This window comes from Streptomyces sp. BB1-1-1 (genome assembly GCF_031597775.1).
GTDB classification, from domain to species: domain Bacteria; phylum Actinomycetota; class Actinomycetes; order Streptomycetales; family Streptomycetaceae; genus Streptomyces; species Streptomyces thinghirensis.
In genome coordinates, this window is record NZ_CP134203.1 from 875,205 (window position 1) to 891,235 (window position 16,031).

The 16,031-nt window shown below is 67.8% G+C and carries 14 protein-coding genes; 7 read left to right on the forward strand and 7 right to left on the reverse strand.

Annotation, left to right across the window (positions count from 1 at the left end; translation table 11 throughout):
* Nucleotides 1-10 precede the first annotated feature (10 nt).
* The 5 genes from RI578_RS03990 to RI578_RS04010 all read right to left on the reverse strand — a co-directional run bounded on the left by RI578_RS03990 (nucleotide 11) and on the right by RI578_RS04010 (nucleotide 6,671).
* A complete protein-coding gene (locus RI578_RS03990) occupies nucleotides 11-1,729 on the reverse strand; it encodes a prenyltransferase/squalene oxidase repeat-containing protein (protein WP_310869746.1) in 1,719 nt (572 codons plus the stop codon).
* 124 nt (nucleotides 1,730-1,853) lie between these two features.
* The gene (locus RI578_RS03995; protein WP_310869747.1) at nucleotides 1,854-3,158 is read right to left on the reverse strand and encodes a cytochrome P450; all 1,305 of its coding nucleotides are present in this window, start codon (nucleotides 3,156-3,158) and stop codon (nucleotides 1,854-1,856) included.
* A gap of 123 nt (nucleotides 3,159-3,281) precedes the next feature.
* Nucleotides 3,282-4,328: an FAD-dependent oxidoreductase gene (locus RI578_RS04000; RefSeq protein WP_310869748.1), complete on the reverse strand. Its 1,047-nt coding sequence runs from the start codon at nucleotides 4,326-4,328 to the stop codon at nucleotides 3,282-3,284.
* A gap of 64 nt (nucleotides 4,329-4,392) precedes the next feature.
* Entirely contained in the window at nucleotides 4,393-5,583 is a 1,191-nt protein-coding gene (locus RI578_RS04005; protein WP_310869749.1) for a cytochrome P450, read from the reverse strand.
* Nucleotides 5,584-5,762: 179 nt separating this feature from the next.
* Nucleotides 5,763-6,671, reverse strand: a complete 909-nt coding sequence (locus tag RI578_RS04010; RefSeq protein WP_310869750.1) for an ABC transporter ATP-binding protein — start codon at nucleotides 6,669-6,671, stop codon at nucleotides 5,763-5,765.
* A 236-nt stretch (nucleotides 6,672-6,907) separates the two neighbouring features.
* On the opposite strand from RI578_RS04010, the gene RI578_RS04015 reads away from it, so the two are divergent.
* The 4 genes from RI578_RS04015 (at nucleotide 6,908) to RI578_RS04030 (ending at nucleotide 10,549) form a co-directional block, all read left to right on the forward strand.
* Complete coding sequence (locus tag RI578_RS04015) at nucleotides 6,908-7,357, forward strand: MarR family transcriptional regulator (protein WP_310869751.1); 450 nt, start codon at nucleotides 6,908-6,910, stop codon at nucleotides 7,355-7,357.
* 127 nt (nucleotides 7,358-7,484) lie between these two features.
* A complete protein-coding gene (locus RI578_RS04020) occupies nucleotides 7,485-8,675 on the forward strand; it encodes a cytochrome P450 (protein ID WP_310869752.1) in 1,191 nt (396 codons plus the stop codon).
* 6 nt (nucleotides 8,676-8,681) lie between these two features.
* A complete protein-coding gene (locus RI578_RS04025) occupies nucleotides 8,682-10,145 on the forward strand; it encodes a hypothetical protein (RefSeq protein WP_310869753.1) in 1,464 nt (487 codons plus the stop codon).
* A 74-nt stretch (nucleotides 10,146-10,219) separates the two neighbouring features.
* Nucleotides 10,220-10,549, forward strand: coding sequence for a thioredoxin domain-containing protein (locus RI578_RS04030; RefSeq protein WP_310869754.1), 330 nt, complete (start codon nucleotides 10,220-10,222; stop codon nucleotides 10,547-10,549).
* Between the two features lie 78 nt (nucleotides 10,550-10,627).
* Here RI578_RS04030 and RI578_RS04035 read toward each other — a convergent pair whose 3' ends face one another.
* Complete coding sequence (locus tag RI578_RS04035; RefSeq protein ID WP_310869755.1) at nucleotides 10,628-11,815, reverse strand: cytochrome P450; 1,188 nt, start codon at nucleotides 11,813-11,815, stop codon at nucleotides 10,628-10,630.
* Between the two features lie 52 nt (nucleotides 11,816-11,867).
* Nucleotides 11,868-13,064, reverse strand: coding sequence for a cytochrome P450 (locus tag RI578_RS04040; RefSeq protein WP_310869756.1), 1,197 nt, complete (start codon nucleotides 13,062-13,064; stop codon nucleotides 11,868-11,870).
* 90 nt (nucleotides 13,065-13,154) lie between these two features.
* Between RI578_RS04040 and RI578_RS04045 the strand changes: the two genes are divergently transcribed.
* The 3 genes from RI578_RS04045 (at nucleotide 13,155) to selD (ending at nucleotide 15,930) form a co-directional block, all read left to right on the forward strand.
* Nucleotides 13,155-13,754, forward strand: a complete 600-nt coding sequence (locus tag RI578_RS04045; protein ID WP_310869757.1) for a helix-turn-helix domain-containing protein — start codon at nucleotides 13,155-13,157, stop codon at nucleotides 13,752-13,754.
* A 95-nt stretch (nucleotides 13,755-13,849) separates the two neighbouring features.
* Complete coding sequence (locus RI578_RS04050) at nucleotides 13,850-14,614, forward strand: ABC transporter permease (protein ID WP_310869758.1); 765 nt, start codon at nucleotides 13,850-13,852, stop codon at nucleotides 14,612-14,614.
* 242 nt (nucleotides 14,615-14,856) lie between these two features.
* Nucleotides 14,857-15,930: a selenide, water dikinase SelD gene (gene selD, locus RI578_RS04055; protein ID WP_310869759.1), complete on the forward strand. Its 1,074-nt coding sequence runs from the start codon at nucleotides 14,857-14,859 to the stop codon at nucleotides 15,928-15,930.
* Nucleotides 15,931-16,031 lie beyond the last annotated feature (101 nt).

Consider the following 16,031-nt stretch of genomic DNA (forward strand, 5'->3'; position numbering starts at 1 on the left):
CAGACATCGTTCACGCGGACGCGGAACCGGCCTCCGGGCCCTGCGCGTCGGCCAGCTTCAGCCAGCGGGCGAGGGCACGCTGGGCATAGGTGTGGGCAATCAGGTCGTCGCTGTAGTAGAGCTGGTCGTAGTACAGCCCGACCATGCTCTGCCGCCAAGTGCCCTGGTCGTTCTGGTGGTCGAGCAGCCATTCCACCGCGCGGACCAGGCGCTCGTCCCGGCACGGCAGGCCGGACCTCAGCAGTGAGTACAGCGCCCAGCCCGTCTCCTCGGCCGTGCCGCCGTCCGGAGCGCCCTCGATGGCCTTCTCCGGCCAGGCTCCGTCCGCCCGCTGGTTCTCCAGCAGCCAAGCGCGTGCCCGAACCGGAACGGTGCTCGCCAGGTCACCCAGCTCGGCGTATGTCTCCAGCACCTTGGCGGTGCCATGGGTCGAGTCGCGGAACCACAGCGAGGGCAGCGCGCCGTCGGCCTGCTGCGTGGTCTCGAACCAGCGCAGCGCCTTGTCGATGGGCGACTTGGGTCCGCGCCCGATACCGAGCCGATGGAAGCCCATCACCACGTGCGAGGTGACACCCGTGCACGGGCCGTCGTGGACCATCGAGGAGTCCCGCATCCACTCCGACCAGGAACCGTCCCTGTTCTGCATGCCGTACAGCCAACGCAGGGCCTTGCGTACGGCCGGGTGGCGATGCGGGAGCCCGAGCAGGGACAGTGCGGTGAGCACCACCGCGGTGTCCTCGGATTCGGGCCAGCCGGACGGGTTCGCCCAGGACCAGCCGCCGGCGGGAAGCTTGAGGGGTTCGAAGGGTCCGTTCCACTGCGCCGACAGCAGCCAGTCGCGGGTACGGCGCAGCCGGGGCTCCGTCGCCACGTCGGTGCTCTCGGCCAGGGCCAGCACCGCGTAGGAGGTCACCGCGAGCTCCAGGTCGCGGTCGATTGCCCAGGAGCCGTCCGCCCGCCTGGTCTCCTTGAGGTACTCCAGGCAGCCACGCTGGATGTCGGGGCCTACGTCCTCGCCCGCGACCCGCAGGCCGGTGTAGACGAGTGCCGCCATCAGCGGGCATTCCTCGATGCCCCCATTGGTGGCCATAGTGGTGCGCAGCCAGTCCAGGCCCTTGTGCTCCGCCAGGCGTTGTACGGTCCTCCGTGCGCGACCGGCCGGGAGCCGGCGTGAATGACCGATGCCGAGCGCGACGACTCCGGGCAGCGCTATGGACGCCCGGGCGCGCATGCCGGCGGGCAGCAGCATGATCTCCAGCGGTTGGACGGGCTGCTGTTCCACGTCCCGCAGCCCTTCCATCGCCCAGGTGATGGCGACGAGTTCCCGCCACGTCCTGACGTTGGGGAAGACGGCGGCCTCACCACCGTTGGCGTCGATGAAGGCCGTGCCCGCGTCGATGGCCTGCCTGGAGCCCTCGGGGTCCAGGACCTTGAGGGCGGCCAGGGCGAACGCGGTGACGCTGACGTCGGAGGGCGGGTCGGCGTCGGCCACGCTCCATCCGCCGTCCTCACGCTGGTTCTGTCGCAGCCAGTCGAGCCCGTCCTGGATCTCTTCCCGGTACGTCCGGCGGCCCGCGCGGGCGAACGCCAGCACCGCGAGGGCCGTCGGCATGGCCGATGACGACAGGCGATCCGTCCAGCCGCCGTCGGCTCGCTGCTGCGTGTAGAGGTACTCCGTGCCCCTGGCGACGGCTTCGGCCACTCGTTTCTTCAGAGTCTCGGAACTCACGCTTTTGAACTCCTGTGGAGGTTCGCTCGGGGCAGGGACACGGGCGACCTGCCGCGGTGGTACCGCGAGGGACCGCTGTCCGGTCGGCGGCGACGGATGCTGGACCGGTGCCACCGACCGTGGTTCAGGCGAGTGCGGAGGCCGGCTCGGGGGTGAAGGTGAGGGTCATGTCGTTGATGGCGTGCACGGCCTCGGGCATGTAGGTCGGCGGGTCCTGGACCAGTTGCGGGTTGGCCAGCCGGCGCGCCAGCGTCGTGAAGACCACTTCGCCCTGCATACGGGCCAGCGGCGCACCGAGGCAGTAGTGGATGCCACCGCCGAACTCCAGATGACGGTTGTCGGTCCGCGTGATGTCGAACCGGTCGGGGTCGGGGAAACGCGCGGGGTCGCGGTTCGCGGACGCCAGCCAGAGCATGATCGGCGTGCCCTTGTTCACCCGGGTGCCGTTGATCTCGAGGTCCTTCGCGGCCACTCGCCGGGTGAACTGGATCGGCGAGTCGTATCGCAGCACCTCCTCGACCGCGGAGGCGGCCAGTTCGGGCTTGTCCCGCAGCAGCTGGAGCTGGTCGGGGTCGCGCAGCAGGGCCAGCATGCCGTTGACGATGAGGCCGATGGTCGTCTCGTGGCCGGCGACCACCATCAGACGGCACGTGTCGTTGATCTCCGATGTGGTGATCTCACCGCGCGCCTCTGCCTCCAGCATGACCGACAGGAGGTCGTCGCCGAGGTTGTCACGCTTCTTGGCGATCTGCCGGTCGAAGTACAGCGTCATCTCGTCCTGCACGCCGGCGCTGTAGCTGAGGCAGGCGCCTGCTCCGGCGGGTGCCTCGAAGTCGCAGCAGAGCTGCGACCGCTTCCAGGCCACCTCGCCCAGGTGGTCCTCGGGCGGGATACCGAGCATGGTGCAGATGACTTTGATCGGGAGGGGATAGGCCAGCTCCTCGACTAGTTCGATCTCACCGCGCGCAGCGGTCTTGTCAAGGACCTCGTCGACGACCTGCTGGGCGACCGGGCGCAGCCGCTCGATCCGCCGCGGCGTGAACATCTCACTCACGACACCCCTCAGCCGGGTGTGGTCCGGCGGGTCACGGTGCAGGAACGACCGCTGCCCGAGGGTGTCGATGAGGTTCTGCGGAAGCTCGCCGGAGGCGATCTTGGACTGCTGGCCCGCGCCGTGCTGGTCGTCGCTGCTGACGTCGGGGTGCCGCAGGGCCGCGGACACATCCGCGTAGTTCATCATCACCAGCGTCTCGCCGAGTTGGTGGACCGGGCGCTCGCGCAGCAGCCGCTGGTAGAGCTCGTACGGCTCCACCATGATCTCGTGATCGGCGAAGAACGGCACGATGGTCGGTTCCGTCTCGGCCTTCGCGAGTGCGGGGATGTCCTCTGCCTTTTTACCTGGGAACAGTTTCTTCTCGATCAGTCCCATACCGGAACCCATCCTCCCGAATACGTTTATCCACGTATCTTTGTAGAAAGAAGCCTAAAGGCGGCTTCCTGGTCCGTCAATGAGGCGCAGACATATGAGAGTTGAGCGCCGGAACTCCGAGGCTCAGTGGGCGACGCGGTACGTCAGGCGCCTCACCAGACGCGCCGCGTCGGCCCCGACGCCTCCCACCAGGTGAGAGGTGACCGTGGACTGGAAGGGCAGGCCGAGGAGATGAAGTCCCGGCTCCCCCCGCACGGATCCATCGCGGTGGCCCGGGATGCGGTCGGGCGCGATGAACGGAAGGTCGACCCAGGAATAGTCCGGCACGAAACCGGTGCACCACACGACGGTACGAACGTCCTGGAGCCGGCCGTCGGCGAGCAGAGGACGCCCTTCTGCCACGCCGACCACTCGCGGCACCCGCCGCACTCCCGCACGGCGCAGATCATCCGGGCTGACGCTGATCAGCGGGTGTCCCCGGCCCGTCCCGGACGCCGCAATGCCCCGGCCGGGCCAGGTGTGGACGGACAGCTTTCCCATGACGCGGTACGCGGCAGCTCCCATGGGAAAAGGGACGTGGCCGGTGTCGCGGCCGGCGAGCCAGACTCGATGGGACGCGGCCAGTTCCAGGGCGATCTCCGCGCCCGAGTTACCCGCCCCGACCACCATGACGTCACCCGGCTTCAGCCTGCCGGGGTTGAGGTAGTCGAAGGAGTGGAGCTGGTCGACGGAAGGGTCCAGCTTGTCCGCGAACTCGGGAACGTACGGCGCAGTGAAGGCCCCTGTGGCCAGAACCACCTGGGCTGCCTCGATCCCACGCCCCCCTGCCGTGAGCCCATAGCGGTCACCGAACCGGGTCAGCGACTCCACGCGGGAGCCGAGCCGCACCGGCAGACCGAACGACATGGCGTACGTCTCGAGATAATCGGCCACTTCGTCCTTGGTCTGGTAGAGACCGTCGGCGGCCCGACCCTTCATCCCAGGCAGGTGCGAGTAGCTCACGGGAGTGAACAGCCTGAGCGAGTCCCAGCGTGAGCGCCAGGAGTGCCCCAGGCGCTCCGCCGCCTCGAGAACGACGAAGTCCCGCCCTCGCCGAGCCAGGTGGTAGGCGGCGGCCAGGCCGGCCTGGCCGCCGCCTACCACGACCGTCTCGAAGCTGTCGGCGCTCATGACGCCTGTCCCGGGCCCGCCTCACTCACCGGCACACCGCGCGTCCACGACGCCGGGCTGCGGGTCACCATGTCACGGGCAGTTCGACCGGTGCGTTGAGCATGGATCCGACCGACCACTCCAACTCCCCCGGCTCCACTGCCAGTCGCAGGTTCGGGAAGCGCCTCGCCAGCCCCTCGAACGCGACCACCATCTCCGCCCGCGCCAGCGCGGCGCCCAAGCAGAAGTGCGCGCCGTAGCCGAAGGTCATGTGACCCGCGTCGGTACGCTCAGCGTCGAAGACGAGCGGCGCCATGCGCGCGGTCGGGTCGAGATTGGCCAGGTTGAGACTGACCAGAACCTGCTCGCCCTTCCGGATCCGCTGCCCCGCGAGTTCCGTGTCCACTGCCGCAGTCCGCCAGATGGAGGTGTCGATGGGCGGCTGATGACGGAGCACTTCCTCGGCGACCTGCTCCATCGGGATCTCGCCCGAAGCGATGCGAGACCACTGACCGGTAGCGCTCAGCACCATCACTCCCCTGGTGATGGCCTTGGCGGTGGTCTCATGACCGGCGATGATGATCAAGCCGGTCGTGGCGATGAGCTCTTCCTCCGTCATCGCGTCCCGGCCGTCCCGGGCCCGGATGAGGTCGGACAGGAGGTCGTCACCGAGGTTCTTCCGCCGGTCGACGACGAGCCGCTGAATAGAGGCGTGGAACTCCACGACCGCGGTCTCGATCTCCTCCGCCGTGCTCGTGCTGAGTGAGATGAACACCTCCGACCAGCGCCTCAGGTCGGCTTTGTCCTCGTCCGGGACGCCCCCGAGCACGCCGAAGATGACCGCCATGGGAAGGGGGAGCGCGAGTGTGGAAATGAGGTCTACGCCGGGGCCCTTCTCCTCCACGTCGTCGAGAAGGGACTCCACCAGCCCCTTGATGGTGGGGACCATCACCTGGATACGGCGTGCCGTGAAGACCTTCGCGGCCAGGCGGCGGATACGGGTGTGCTCGGGCGGATCCATTCCCACCATCGGAACGGCCGCCTGAGCTCGCTTGTCCTCGAGACCGGGGTCAGGCCGACTGGTGAAGCGGGCGGGCTCGGACAGCACCTCGCGCACTTCCTTCTCGCCGGCCACCAGCCAGGCCTCGTTGCCCCCTGGGCCGATCACCCGCAGGACCGGGTTGCTGCGAGCCGCTTTCAGCAGCAGGGGGTCAGGCAGCCCCTCGGGGGTGAGGGGCTGCGGGAATTTCAGGGTCGGTACCGCATTTTCGCTCATACAAGCCCTCCGCGGTCTCCTACGACGGCCGCCGCCTCACCAGGGGACGGGGCCTTGCGCGTCCTAGCTTATGCGTTATTCCTGAAAATAATGGAGCTTGGCGATCGAGCAGGACCATAACATGTCGTGGAGGGCCGCCAGAAGCCCCTCCACGACATCGAGCCCGCCCGTGAGAGCCGCTACTGATCCCCGGTGAGGGCGAAGAAGATGTCCTCGAGACTGTTGCGCTCGGAGCCCAGCTCATGAATCTCGAGACCTGCCGCGGAAGCGATGCGCCCCACCTCCGCCACATCCAGGCCCCACACCCGCACAAGGTCGGCCTCCGCGCGATCGGCCCGGACCCCGCTGGCCATGCGCTCGCCGAACAGCTCCATCAGGGCGTCGGCATGCGGGGTGCGCACCGTCACGACGCCCCCCTCCCCACCCGCCACCTCGTCCAGGGTGCCCTCGCGGACCAGCCTGCCCTTATTGATGACGACCACCCGATCCACCAGTTGCTCCACCTCGGAGAGCACATGACTCGAGACCAGCACGGTCCCACCCTGGTCGGCGAACTCCCGCAGCATCGAACGCATCCAGTTGATCCCCTTCGGATCCAGCCCGTTGGCCGGCTCGTCGAGCACCAGGACCGAAGGGTTGCCGAGCAGAGCGCCGGCGAGCGCGAGGCGCTGGCGCATACCGAGGGAGTAGCCCTTCACCTTGCGTTGCGCGGCATCCGCCAGGCCCACCTTTTCCAGCACTTCATCAGCGCGCTTGGCCGGGATCCCGTTGGCGGTGCACAGCACTCGCAGGTGTCCCCGGCCGCTGCGCCGCGGGTGGAATCCGGACGCGTCCAGGGCCGCACCGACCTCCCCGCCGGGCGAGGCGAGTTCCCCGTAGCGGCGCCCTCCGATGGTGGCCACACCGGCGTCCGGGCGTACGAGCCCGAGCAGCATGCGCAGCGTGGTGCTCTTGCCCGCACCATTGGGGCCGAGGAAGCCGGTGACCGACCCGGGCTGCACGGAGAAGGACAGCCCGTCGACCGCTTTGACGGCACCGAACGACTTGGTCAGGCCAGAGATTTCGATCGGAACGCTACTCTTGCCCATGAGAACAGTTCTCCATCGTGAGTCGGGACACTGTGCCGGATGCGGGTTCGCAGATCGCAGGTGGCTACGACATCGGACACGGCGCCGAACACCGGGGAATCCAGCCCGGCTCGCCGTTCGGACGGTCCCCCCGCCCACCACCGTGGGACATCTGTCGAGATCGGTTTAAGATGCCTCGTGGATAGGGACCATACAACATGGTGAAGTCAATACACAATGTCTCCGGGGCAGCAACTGTGACCAGCCGAACCGCAGCTCTCGACCGCCTACTGACCCTTGCGGGGCGCCTGACCGAGGCGATGGAACGCGGCATGGCCGAGCGCGGCCTGAACCGCGCTCACGCCACGCTGCTCATGGTGCTGCACCACGGCGGCCCGACAGTTCAGCGCGGCTTGAGCCAGGCCCTCGGGGTCACACCCCGTCACGTGACGGGCCTCGTGGACACACTGGAGGCCGACGGGTGGGTCGAGCGCCGCCCGCACCCCACCGATCGGCGGGCCTCCATGGTCACCCTCACCACCAAGGGCGACGCAGCCGTCGCCGTCATGAACGAGGAACGGCACAACTGGGCGGAGCAACTCTTCGCGAAGGTGCCCGAGGGCGAACTCGACATGTTCATCGCCATCCTCGACACCCTCGACTCCTCCGTGGCACCCAGGGGCGACCAACCGCACTGCGGGAGTTGACCATCGAGGTGACCCGCCTCCGTCCGGACGGGCACCCCTCACACGCGTCGACTCTTATTCCAATAAACCTTGCATTCATGCATGATGGGACTTCCTGATCTCTCCCTCACCGTAAGGGATCACGTGCATGACCATCACCGAGAATCACCCCACGCTCCCCTTCGCCAGGCCGGACATCCTCGGCCTGGCGCCTCTCTTCAACGAGCTCCAGGAACAGGACCCGGTGGCCCGGGTCCGCACCCCTACCGGCGACTTCGGCTGGCTCGTGACACGGCATGCAGACGTGAAGCAGTTGCTGGCGGATCCTCGCCTCGGCCGCGGACACGCCGAACCGGAACGTGCCGCCCGCTACTCCCGTTCACGCATGGAGGGCGGTCCGCTCGGCGACCCGAAGACCGAGGACGCCGAGTACGGACGCATGCGGAGTCTGCTCTCCCCCTCGTTCGCCCCGCGACGCATGCACACCGTGCACGACCGCATCCTCGCCCTGGTCGACGAGTTGTTCGACCAGGCCCTGAGCCGGCCGGCGCCCGTCGACTTCCATGAGGCGATCGCCTTCCAGCTGCCGGTCATGGTCATCTGCCGGCTGCTGGGCGTGCCCGAGGACGACCGCGACCGGTTCCGGGGCTGGCTCGACGCAGCGACCGCTCTGTACGACCAGAACCAGATAGCGAGCGGCTACGCGGCCCTGATGGGATACACCGACGAACTGGTGCGCCTCAAGCGGGAGAAGCCGGGCGAGGACATCATCACGGACCTGCTCGCGGCCGTGGACGAGTCGGAGGCAGCGGCCAAGCTGCCGCAACTGGTGGCCGGACTGCTCTACGCCGGCTACGAAACCACCGTCGAGCGCCTCGGGTTCGGAGCCCTGCACCTGCTCGCCCATCCGGATCAGATGCGACTGCTCCGCAAGGATCCGTCCCTGATGCCCTCGGCGGTCGAGGAGGTTCTCAGGGTGGCCGCTCCCAGCCGCCCGCCACGCATCGCCTATGCCCGCGCCGACCTTGACGTGCGCGGGGTGTCCATCAAGTCCGGCGATCTGGTCATGCTGGCCATACAAGCCGCCAACCACGACCCGCGCGTGTTCGAAGACCCCCAGCGCTTCGACGTGACCCGGTCCCCCAATCCCCATCTCAGCTTCGGTCACGGCGGCCACTTCTGCCTCGGGGCCAGCATGGCCCGGCTCGAACTCGAAGCGGTCTTCTCGGCCCTCGTACGGCATGAGCCGACACTGCGACTCGCGGCCCCCGTCGAGGACCTGCTCCAGCACGAGAATCCGTCCACCGGTGGCCTGACCGCGCTGCCCATCACCTGGTGAGGGAAGATGTCTCCTTCGCTCCGCAGACGTCCCCGGATAGCACTGTCCCTGGCGGCAGTCGTCCTGGCCGCACTCCCGCAAGCGCAGGCCACGGGAGCTTCCCCCGCCCGTACTACCGCCTCCTCCGCCGAGCCGGCACCCTTCCCGGGTGTCCTCGGACCGCAGAACCCGTTCGTCGCGCCCCAGGGCGTCGGAACCGCCCACAACGACAGCCAGTCGTCGGACGCGACGCCCCAGACGGGGCCGGGGGCCGGCCCGTACAACACGTCCATGGCCTACGGACCCACCTGTCCTTCGACGGTGATGGACAGCAAGGGGCTCTTGGTCGGGCTGTGTATGGACGGGCACGACAAACCCAGCATCCGCCTGATGGACCCCAAGACGTTGGCCGTACTGGCCTCCATACCGCAGCCGCCCACCAGTCAGTACGCCGTGCACTTCTACATCGACCCCTACGACCGGACCGTCATCTCCAACGGCGACGGCCACATCCTCCGGGTGAGTCACCGCCAGGACTCCTCGGGGCAATGGAGGCTGCGGGTCGACGACGACTGGGACCTCAGCCGTCAGGTGAGCGATCACTGTGGCGCTCCGCGCTGCGACTACCTGGTGAGCGTCAAGCCGGACTGGGCCGGGCGGATCTGGTTCTCCTCCCTGGAAGGGGTCGTGGGGACCCTGAACCCGCGCACCGGCGCGGTGCGCACGCTCCACCTGCCGGATGGCGAACGCGTGGTCAAGGCGATTTCGACCTCCTTCAGAGGAGTCGCACTCGCTTCCGACTACGCGGTGTACCTCCTCAAGGCAGACGGCCTCGGGCGGCCCAGAATCCGCTGGCGCGAGACGTACGACCGCGCCGACTTCATCAAACCCGGCAAGTGGACCGAGGGCAGCGGCACTTCACCCAGCTTCTTCGGTCCGGGCGACGATCGCTACCTCGCCCTCATGGACGGCGGTGCGCCCCGGGAGAGCGTGCGCGTCTACCGGGTGGACGCCCGCGCGGGCCGTCGGCTCCTGTGCACGATCCCGGTCTTCGCCGACGGCGCCAGTAGCACCGACGACACTTTCATCGTGGCGGGGCGCAGCGTCATCGCGGTGAACACCAACGGCTACGACTACTTCGACTACACGCCGAAGCCGCTGCCGGGCGGCATGACCCGTATCGATGTGCGCAAGGACGAGTCGGGCTGCGACGTGGTGTGGAACAACCCCACCTCGACGACCACCATGGCCAAGCTGTCCATGAGCAAGGGCATCGTCTACAACTTCGAGCGGACGGTGGACGACGCGGGCGTTCCCACCTACTCGTTCATGGCCATCGACGCGCACACGGGCAAGACCCTCTCCCGGACTCCGCTCGGCCACCACTTCGTCTATGAGGGCCTCCAGCTCAACGGCATGCTGGGGCCGGACGGCAGCTACTACCAGGGCGTACTCGGCGGCATGATCCGCGTCAGCCCGACTACCGGCTGACTCCCGGCCACGCTTCTCAACCATCACTTCATTGTGTAGTGTCTTCACTAATTCGTGGAGAGAAATGAGGCGTGATGGTTCAGCATGTCCAGACGCTGACCGAGGCGGACTTCGACCAACATGTCGGCAGCGCACTTCAACCGGTCCTCGTCGACTTCTGGGCCGAGGACTGCTCCTCGTGCAAGGCCCTGTTCCCGCTGCTGGAGGAGCTCGCCCAGGAGCACACCGGAACGCTGCGCGTGGGCGCGGTCCGTCTCGATGACGCGCCCGGCCTCGCGCGGCGTTTCGACATCATGAAGCTGCCGACCCTCTTGGTCTTCGTCGACGGAGAGCCGGTGAAGCGGATCGTCGACGTCCAGCACAACGCCGATCTGGTGGATGCGCTGGAAGAGTTCCTGCGCTGACGCCGCTCAGCGAAAACGGGGCCGGCCGGCCACCACGCGAAGTGGTGGCCGGCCGGCCCCGTCCGTCGTGTACAACGGCTACCAGGTCACCAGTACCTGCTCGAATCCGGCCGTCAGCTTGCCCTTGCGGGCGGGCATCTCCTCGATCGGCAGGGCGGGACGCAACCCGGGGAACCGCGGCAACAGCCGCGAGAAGAGGATCTCCAGCTGGAGCCGGGCCAGCGGCGCCCCCATGCAGTAGTGGTCACCCTGACCGAAGGCGATGTGCGGGTTGGGCGAGCGCCGGATGTCGAACGTCTCCGGATCAGGGTGGACCTCACCGTCGTGGTCGGCGCTGGGGCGGTCGAGAAGCACCAGTTCACCGGCCTTGACACGCACCCCGCCTATGTCGAGGTCCTGCTTGGCGTACCGAGGGGCCCAGCCCTCGGAGTGCGGCGCGATGCGCAGGATCTCGTCCAGGGCCGACGGCAGCAGGGTCATGTCGTCGAGCAGCTCGTGATGCGCCTCGGGATGGGCGAGAAGCATCAGCACGCCGATGTCGATCATCGGAATCGTGGCCTCGTGGCCGGCGAACACCATCATCATCGCCTGGCGGGTGATGTACTCGTCGTCGAGCGTCCCTCCCTCCGCCAGGCAGAGCGTGGACGTCAGGTCCTCGCCGGGCTCCTTGCGCTTCTTCCTGGTCAGCTCGCTCATGTAGGCGTACAGCTCCCCCAGGGAGGCCTGGGAGTGCTCGCCGTCGGTCATGTCGGAGATGCCGAGCGAGACCCTGCGGATCAGCTGGTGGTCCTCGGTGGGCACACCGAGCAGTTCGCAGATCATCAACGCCGGCAGCGGGAAGGAGACGATCGCGTGCAGATCCGCCGGCTGCGGCGAGGCCTCCAACTGGTCGAGCAGCCGATCGGTGAGTTCCTCCAGTCGCGGCCGCAGCGTTCGCATGCGCTTCGGTGAGAAATACGGCTGGATCAGTCGACGCTGCTTGGCGTGATCGGCCTCCTCCGTCTCGTACACCCCCGAGGGTCCGCCGAACCAGACGGAGTCACTGGCCCTCGGTGCGTTGTCCGGGTCCGGATGGCTGTAGCCCAGCCTCCGGTCGGCCATCAGCTGCTTCACCACCTTGTGCCCCAGCGCGAGCCACGCCTCGTCTCCGGCGGGAGTGATGACACGGTGAAGAGGAGCCTGCTCGCGCAGCTCCGCGTAGCGTGGTGGAACGGTGAGTGCGTGCGGACAGGCGAATGGCAGCTCGGGCAACTCGTCGGTGGTCATGCATTCCTCCCCTGAGTACGTGATGGAGCCGTGAGGGCGGTTCTCGAGCGGGCTACCAGTTCACCGGGACCTCATGGAACCCGGCCGTGAGCAGCCCTCGGCGGATCGTCATCTCCTCGACCGGCACGGCGGGACGCAGGCGGGGGAAGCGGGGGACGAGCCGGGCGAACAGCACCTCGAGTTCGAGGCGGGCCAGCGGCGCCCCCATGCAGTAGCGGGGTCCGTAGCCGAAGGCCAGGTGTGGGTTGGGGCTGCGCCGGATGTCGAACTCGTCCGGGCGCGCGTGGACACTCTCGTCCCGATCGGCGCCCGGACGTTCGAGGAGCACACAGTCGCCGGCGCGGATGGTCAGGCCCGCGATGTCGATGTCCTCCCGGGCGTACCGCAGAGCCCAGGCCTCGGCGTGGGCGGACGCCCGGAGGATCTCATCGACGGCGCTCGGCACGAGATCGATGTCGTCGAGGAGGGCCTGGTGCTGGGCCGGGTTGGTCAGCAGCAGCAGTACTCCGAGATCGATGCTGGTTACGGTGGTCTCGTGACCGGCGAAGACCGTCATCATGGCCAGGTAGGTGATGTAGTCGTCGTCCAGGGTGCCGCCTTCGGCGGCGCACAGTACGGCGATCAGGTCGTCGCCGGGATCGTCGCTCTCCCGCTTCTTGCTGGTCAGTCGACTCATGTAGTCGTACAGCGCGGCCAACGACGCGCTGGATCGCTGCTGGTCGGCCATGTCGGAGATGCCGTCGGACCACTCACGGATGAGGGAGCGGTCCTCGGCGGGGACGCCCAGCATCTCGCAGATCACCAACGCGGGCAGCGGAAAGGCCACGAGCTCATGGAGGTCGGCGGGCTGGCCGATGACCTCCATCTCGTCCAGGAGATCGTCGACGAGGACCTCGATACGGGGGCGCAGGGTTCGCATCCGCCTGGGCGAGAAGTACGGCTGCAGCAGATCGCGCATCCGCGTGTGGTCCGACTCCTCCGTTTCGTAGTTGCCGGCGGGCCCTCCCAGCCAGGCTGAGTCACTGACGCGAGCGGCCTCCTCGGGGCTCGGGTGGGCCCGTCCCAACCGCTTGTCGGCGAAGAGCTGCTTGACAACGTCGTGCCCTACGGCGAACCAGGCCTCGTCACCTGCGGGGGTGAGCACTCGGTGCAGGGGACCGTCCTCGCGGAGCTCATGCACGCGCGGCGGTATGGACAGGCCGTCGGGGCGGGCGAAGGGCAGCCGAGGCAACTCGGCGGAACTGCTCATGGTTCCTCCCGCAACAGTGCAACTTCGGTTTGTATATCCTAGAGTTAACACTCCGAAGTAGACAACGCCCTTCCGAGGAACACCGTGTCGATGACGAGCAATCAGGCGCCTGCACCCCAAGGCCGTTCGGGAGGGGAGCGTCGGCTGCGCCGCCCCGAACGCCGGGAGCAGATCCTCGCCGCGGCCACTCGCACCTTCTCCCGCGCCGGCTACGCGGACACGGGCCTCGACGCCATCGCCGCAGAGGCGGGCATCACGCGCGTACTGCTCTACCGGCACTTCGATTCGAAGAGCGACCTCTACCGCGCCGTGCTCGACCGAGCTTTCGCCCGGCTGTCGGACGCTGTAGGGAGCGGCGGTTTCGGCGATGACAGCATCCCGGCTCTCCTCCGCGCCGCCGACGAGGACCCCGAGGGTTTCCGACTCCTCTTCAGGTACGCGGCCAGGGAGGCGGAGTTCCGCGACCAGATGGACCGCTTCAGCGCCGACGCCGAGGCCGCCGCGGCACACTACCTCGCCGCTGTCGTTCCTGATCCGACCTGGGCGAAGTGGGCGTCACAACTCGTGCCCACCGTGGCCATCGAGGCCGTTCTGTGCTGGCTCGACGCGGGCAGGCCGGACGCCGAGGCGGCGGCCCGGCGCATCGATCAGGCCATTCGAGGCGTCATCGCCGGCGTCATCGAGAGCTAGAGCCGGAGCAACACTATGCAATGAGTTCACGATGTTCTATGCTCACGATCTGTGTGAACCAGCAGCCTGCCCTGCCTTCAAGGATGTGAGCCCGCATGCGTCGGCTGATCGCCGCAGAATTCCAGAAGATGTTCACGACACGGCTGTGGCTGTGGCTACTCCTCATCTCGATGTGGCTGACATGGGTGTTCGTCTACATCGCCATCGAATACGGCGACGAGGCGGGCAATGTGCAGCCGGCACTCGACACAGCCGCGGGACAGCGCACCGTACTGGCCGCGTCGGTCATGGGTGCCGCACCACTGATCGCCGTACTGGCCGCGATCGGCATGTCCGGGGAGTACCGCCACAAGACCGCGACCTCGACCTTCCTCGCCACACCCCGGCGAGACCGGGTGCTCCTCGCCAAGATGATCACGTACCCACTGGTCGGCGTCGTCTACGGCGCGGTCAACTTCGCCTTGGCGGCAGCGATCGCCGTCCCCTGGCTGTCGAACAAGGACATCGACGTCTCACTCACCGGCAGCGGAATCCCCGGGGCTTTCCTCGGAGTCGTCATTGCCGTCATGCTCTACGCCGTGCTGGGCGTGGCCCTGGGCGCCCTGATCCGGGAGCAGGTCGCCGCCGTCGTGGCCCTCCTGCTGTACACCCTTCTCATCGAGGGACTCCTGGCCCGACTCGAGCCGCTGAGCGGGGTCGCGACGTACTTCCCAGGAGTCGCGGAACGTGCTCTCGCCCAAGTCCACCAATGGGACGTCGACCTTCTGGAGCCCTGGCAGGGAGGCATCGTCCTCGCCCTCTACGCGGCGGCTCTCGCGGCCTTCGGTGTGTTCCTCACCAAGCGGCGCGACGTGACCTGACCCGACCTCCGCACCACGGCTCGGCAAGATCACCGACCACTCACTCCAGCAACCTGCGGACTCCATACCACCTCCTGATCAGCCTGCCCGGCAGAGCTACCCCCGCCCCTGCCGGGCAGGCCTTTGTCTTGCGTGCACCTCCCTCACAGAACGGCGCACAACCGGCGTGCACCCTTTCGCCGACACCGGACAAACTGCTAGCGTCATCAAGTCACGCAATTCCAAAGACATTTGGAGCATTGATGACCACCCCTCCCTCGCCCCAACTGCCCCGCCTCACCTCGCTCTCCCCCGGCGCCGGGTGCGCATGCAAGCTGCCCATGAGCAAGCTCGAGGCCCTCTTCTCCTCCTTGACTGCCGGGCTTCAGCCCGCCTCCGGGGACCTGCTCATCGGGGCCCTCGAGGGTGACGACGCCGCCGTCCTGCGCCTCGACGAGGAGCGGGCGATCGTACTCACCACGGACTTCTTCACCCCCATCGTCGACGACCCCAGGGACTGGGGCCGGATCGCCGCGGCCAACGCCCTGTCGGACGTCTACGCGATGGGCGGCAAGCCGCTCATCGCCGTCAATCTGGCCGCCTGGCCGGGCAGCGACCTGCCCATCGAGATGCTGGGCGATGTGCTGCGCGGTGGGGCCGACATCGCCGCCTCGGCGCAGTGCGCGGTCGTGGGTGGTCACACCGTCGACGACCCCATCCCCAAGTACGGCATGGCCGTTGTCGGAATCGCCCATCCGGACCGTCTGTTCGCGATCGACAAGGTGATCCCGGGCAACCAGCTGATTCTCACCAAGGCAATCGGCACCGGTGTCATCTCGACCGCGCTCAAGAAGGGCGCCGCCGACGAGGCGACCATCCAGGCCGCCGTGGAATCGATGACACAGCTGAACGCCGGCGGGAGCGAGGCCGCCCTGGAGGCGGGCGTCCGAGCGGCGACCGATGTCACCGGTTTCAGTCTGCTGGGGCACTTGCACCGCATGCTGCGGGCCAGCGGACTCGCCGCCTCGATCGACGCGGCGGCGGTCCCCCTGCTGCCCCACGCGGCCGATCTCGTGGGTGAGGGGTTCGTGTCCGGCGGCACACGGGCCAACATGGACCGGCTGAAGGACGTAGTCACCGTCGACAGCTCCGTGCCCGAGGAACTGTCGACCCTCCTGTTCGACGCGCAGACCTCCGGCGGCCTCCTCCTCGCCGTACCGGAAGACGACACCAGGCTGCTCGACACACTGAAGAGCCAGGGCCTGCCAGCCGCCGTGGTGGGCCGCGCGGCAGCGGGCACACCCGGCGCGGTGACGGTCACCCACTCGTTCGCCTGACGACACCCTCGTCCACGGCTGGCATCCCGGGAGGATCGTGTATATGCTTCATGATGAAGTAGCTACGACATCCTGCGGGGTGCCGGCGAGGAAGCGGGGGG

Bases quoted from the DNA above. Each gene is read 5' to 3' on its own strand.
- selD (WP_310869759.1), top strand. From the start codon at position 14,857: ATGACCACCCCTCCCTCGCCCCAACTGCCCCGCCTCACCTCGCTCTCC.
- RI578_RS04030 (WP_310869754.1), top strand. From the start codon at position 10,220: ATGGTTCAGCATGTCCAGACGCTGACCGAGGCGGACTTCGACCAACAT.
- RI578_RS04045 (WP_310869757.1), top strand. From the start codon at position 13,155: ATGACGAGCAATCAGGCGCCTGCACCCCAAGGCCGTTCGGGAGGGGAG.
- RI578_RS04040 (WP_310869756.1), bottom strand. From the start codon at position 13,064: ATGAGCAGTTCCGCCGAGTTGCCTCGGCTGCCCTTCGCCCGCCCCGAC.
- RI578_RS04005 (WP_310869749.1), bottom strand. From the start codon at position 5,583: ATGAGCGAAAATGCGGTACCGACCCTGAAATTCCCGCAGCCCCTCACC.
- RI578_RS03995 (WP_310869747.1), bottom strand. From the start codon at position 3,158: ATGGGACTGATCGAGAAGAAACTGTTCCCAGGTAAAAAGGCAGAGGAC.
- RI578_RS04025 (WP_310869753.1), top strand. From the start codon at position 8,682: ATGTCTCCTTCGCTCCGCAGACGTCCCCGGATAGCACTGTCCCTGGCG.
- RI578_RS04035 (WP_310869755.1), bottom strand. From the start codon at position 11,815: ATGACCACCGACGAGTTGCCCGAGCTGCCATTCGCCTGTCCGCACGCA.
- RI578_RS04020 (WP_310869752.1), top strand. From the start codon at position 7,485: ATGACCATCACCGAGAATCACCCCACGCTCCCCTTCGCCAGGCCGGAC.
- RI578_RS04000 (WP_310869748.1), bottom strand. From the start codon at position 4,328: ATGAGCGCCGACAGCTTCGAGACGGTCGTGGTAGGCGGCGGCCAGGCC.
- RI578_RS04050 (WP_310869758.1), top strand. From the start codon at position 13,850: ATGCGTCGGCTGATCGCCGCAGAATTCCAGAAGATGTTCACGACACGG.
- RI578_RS04010 (WP_310869750.1), bottom strand. From the start codon at position 6,671: ATGGGCAAGAGTAGCGTTCCGATCGAAATCTCTGGCCTGACCAAGTCG.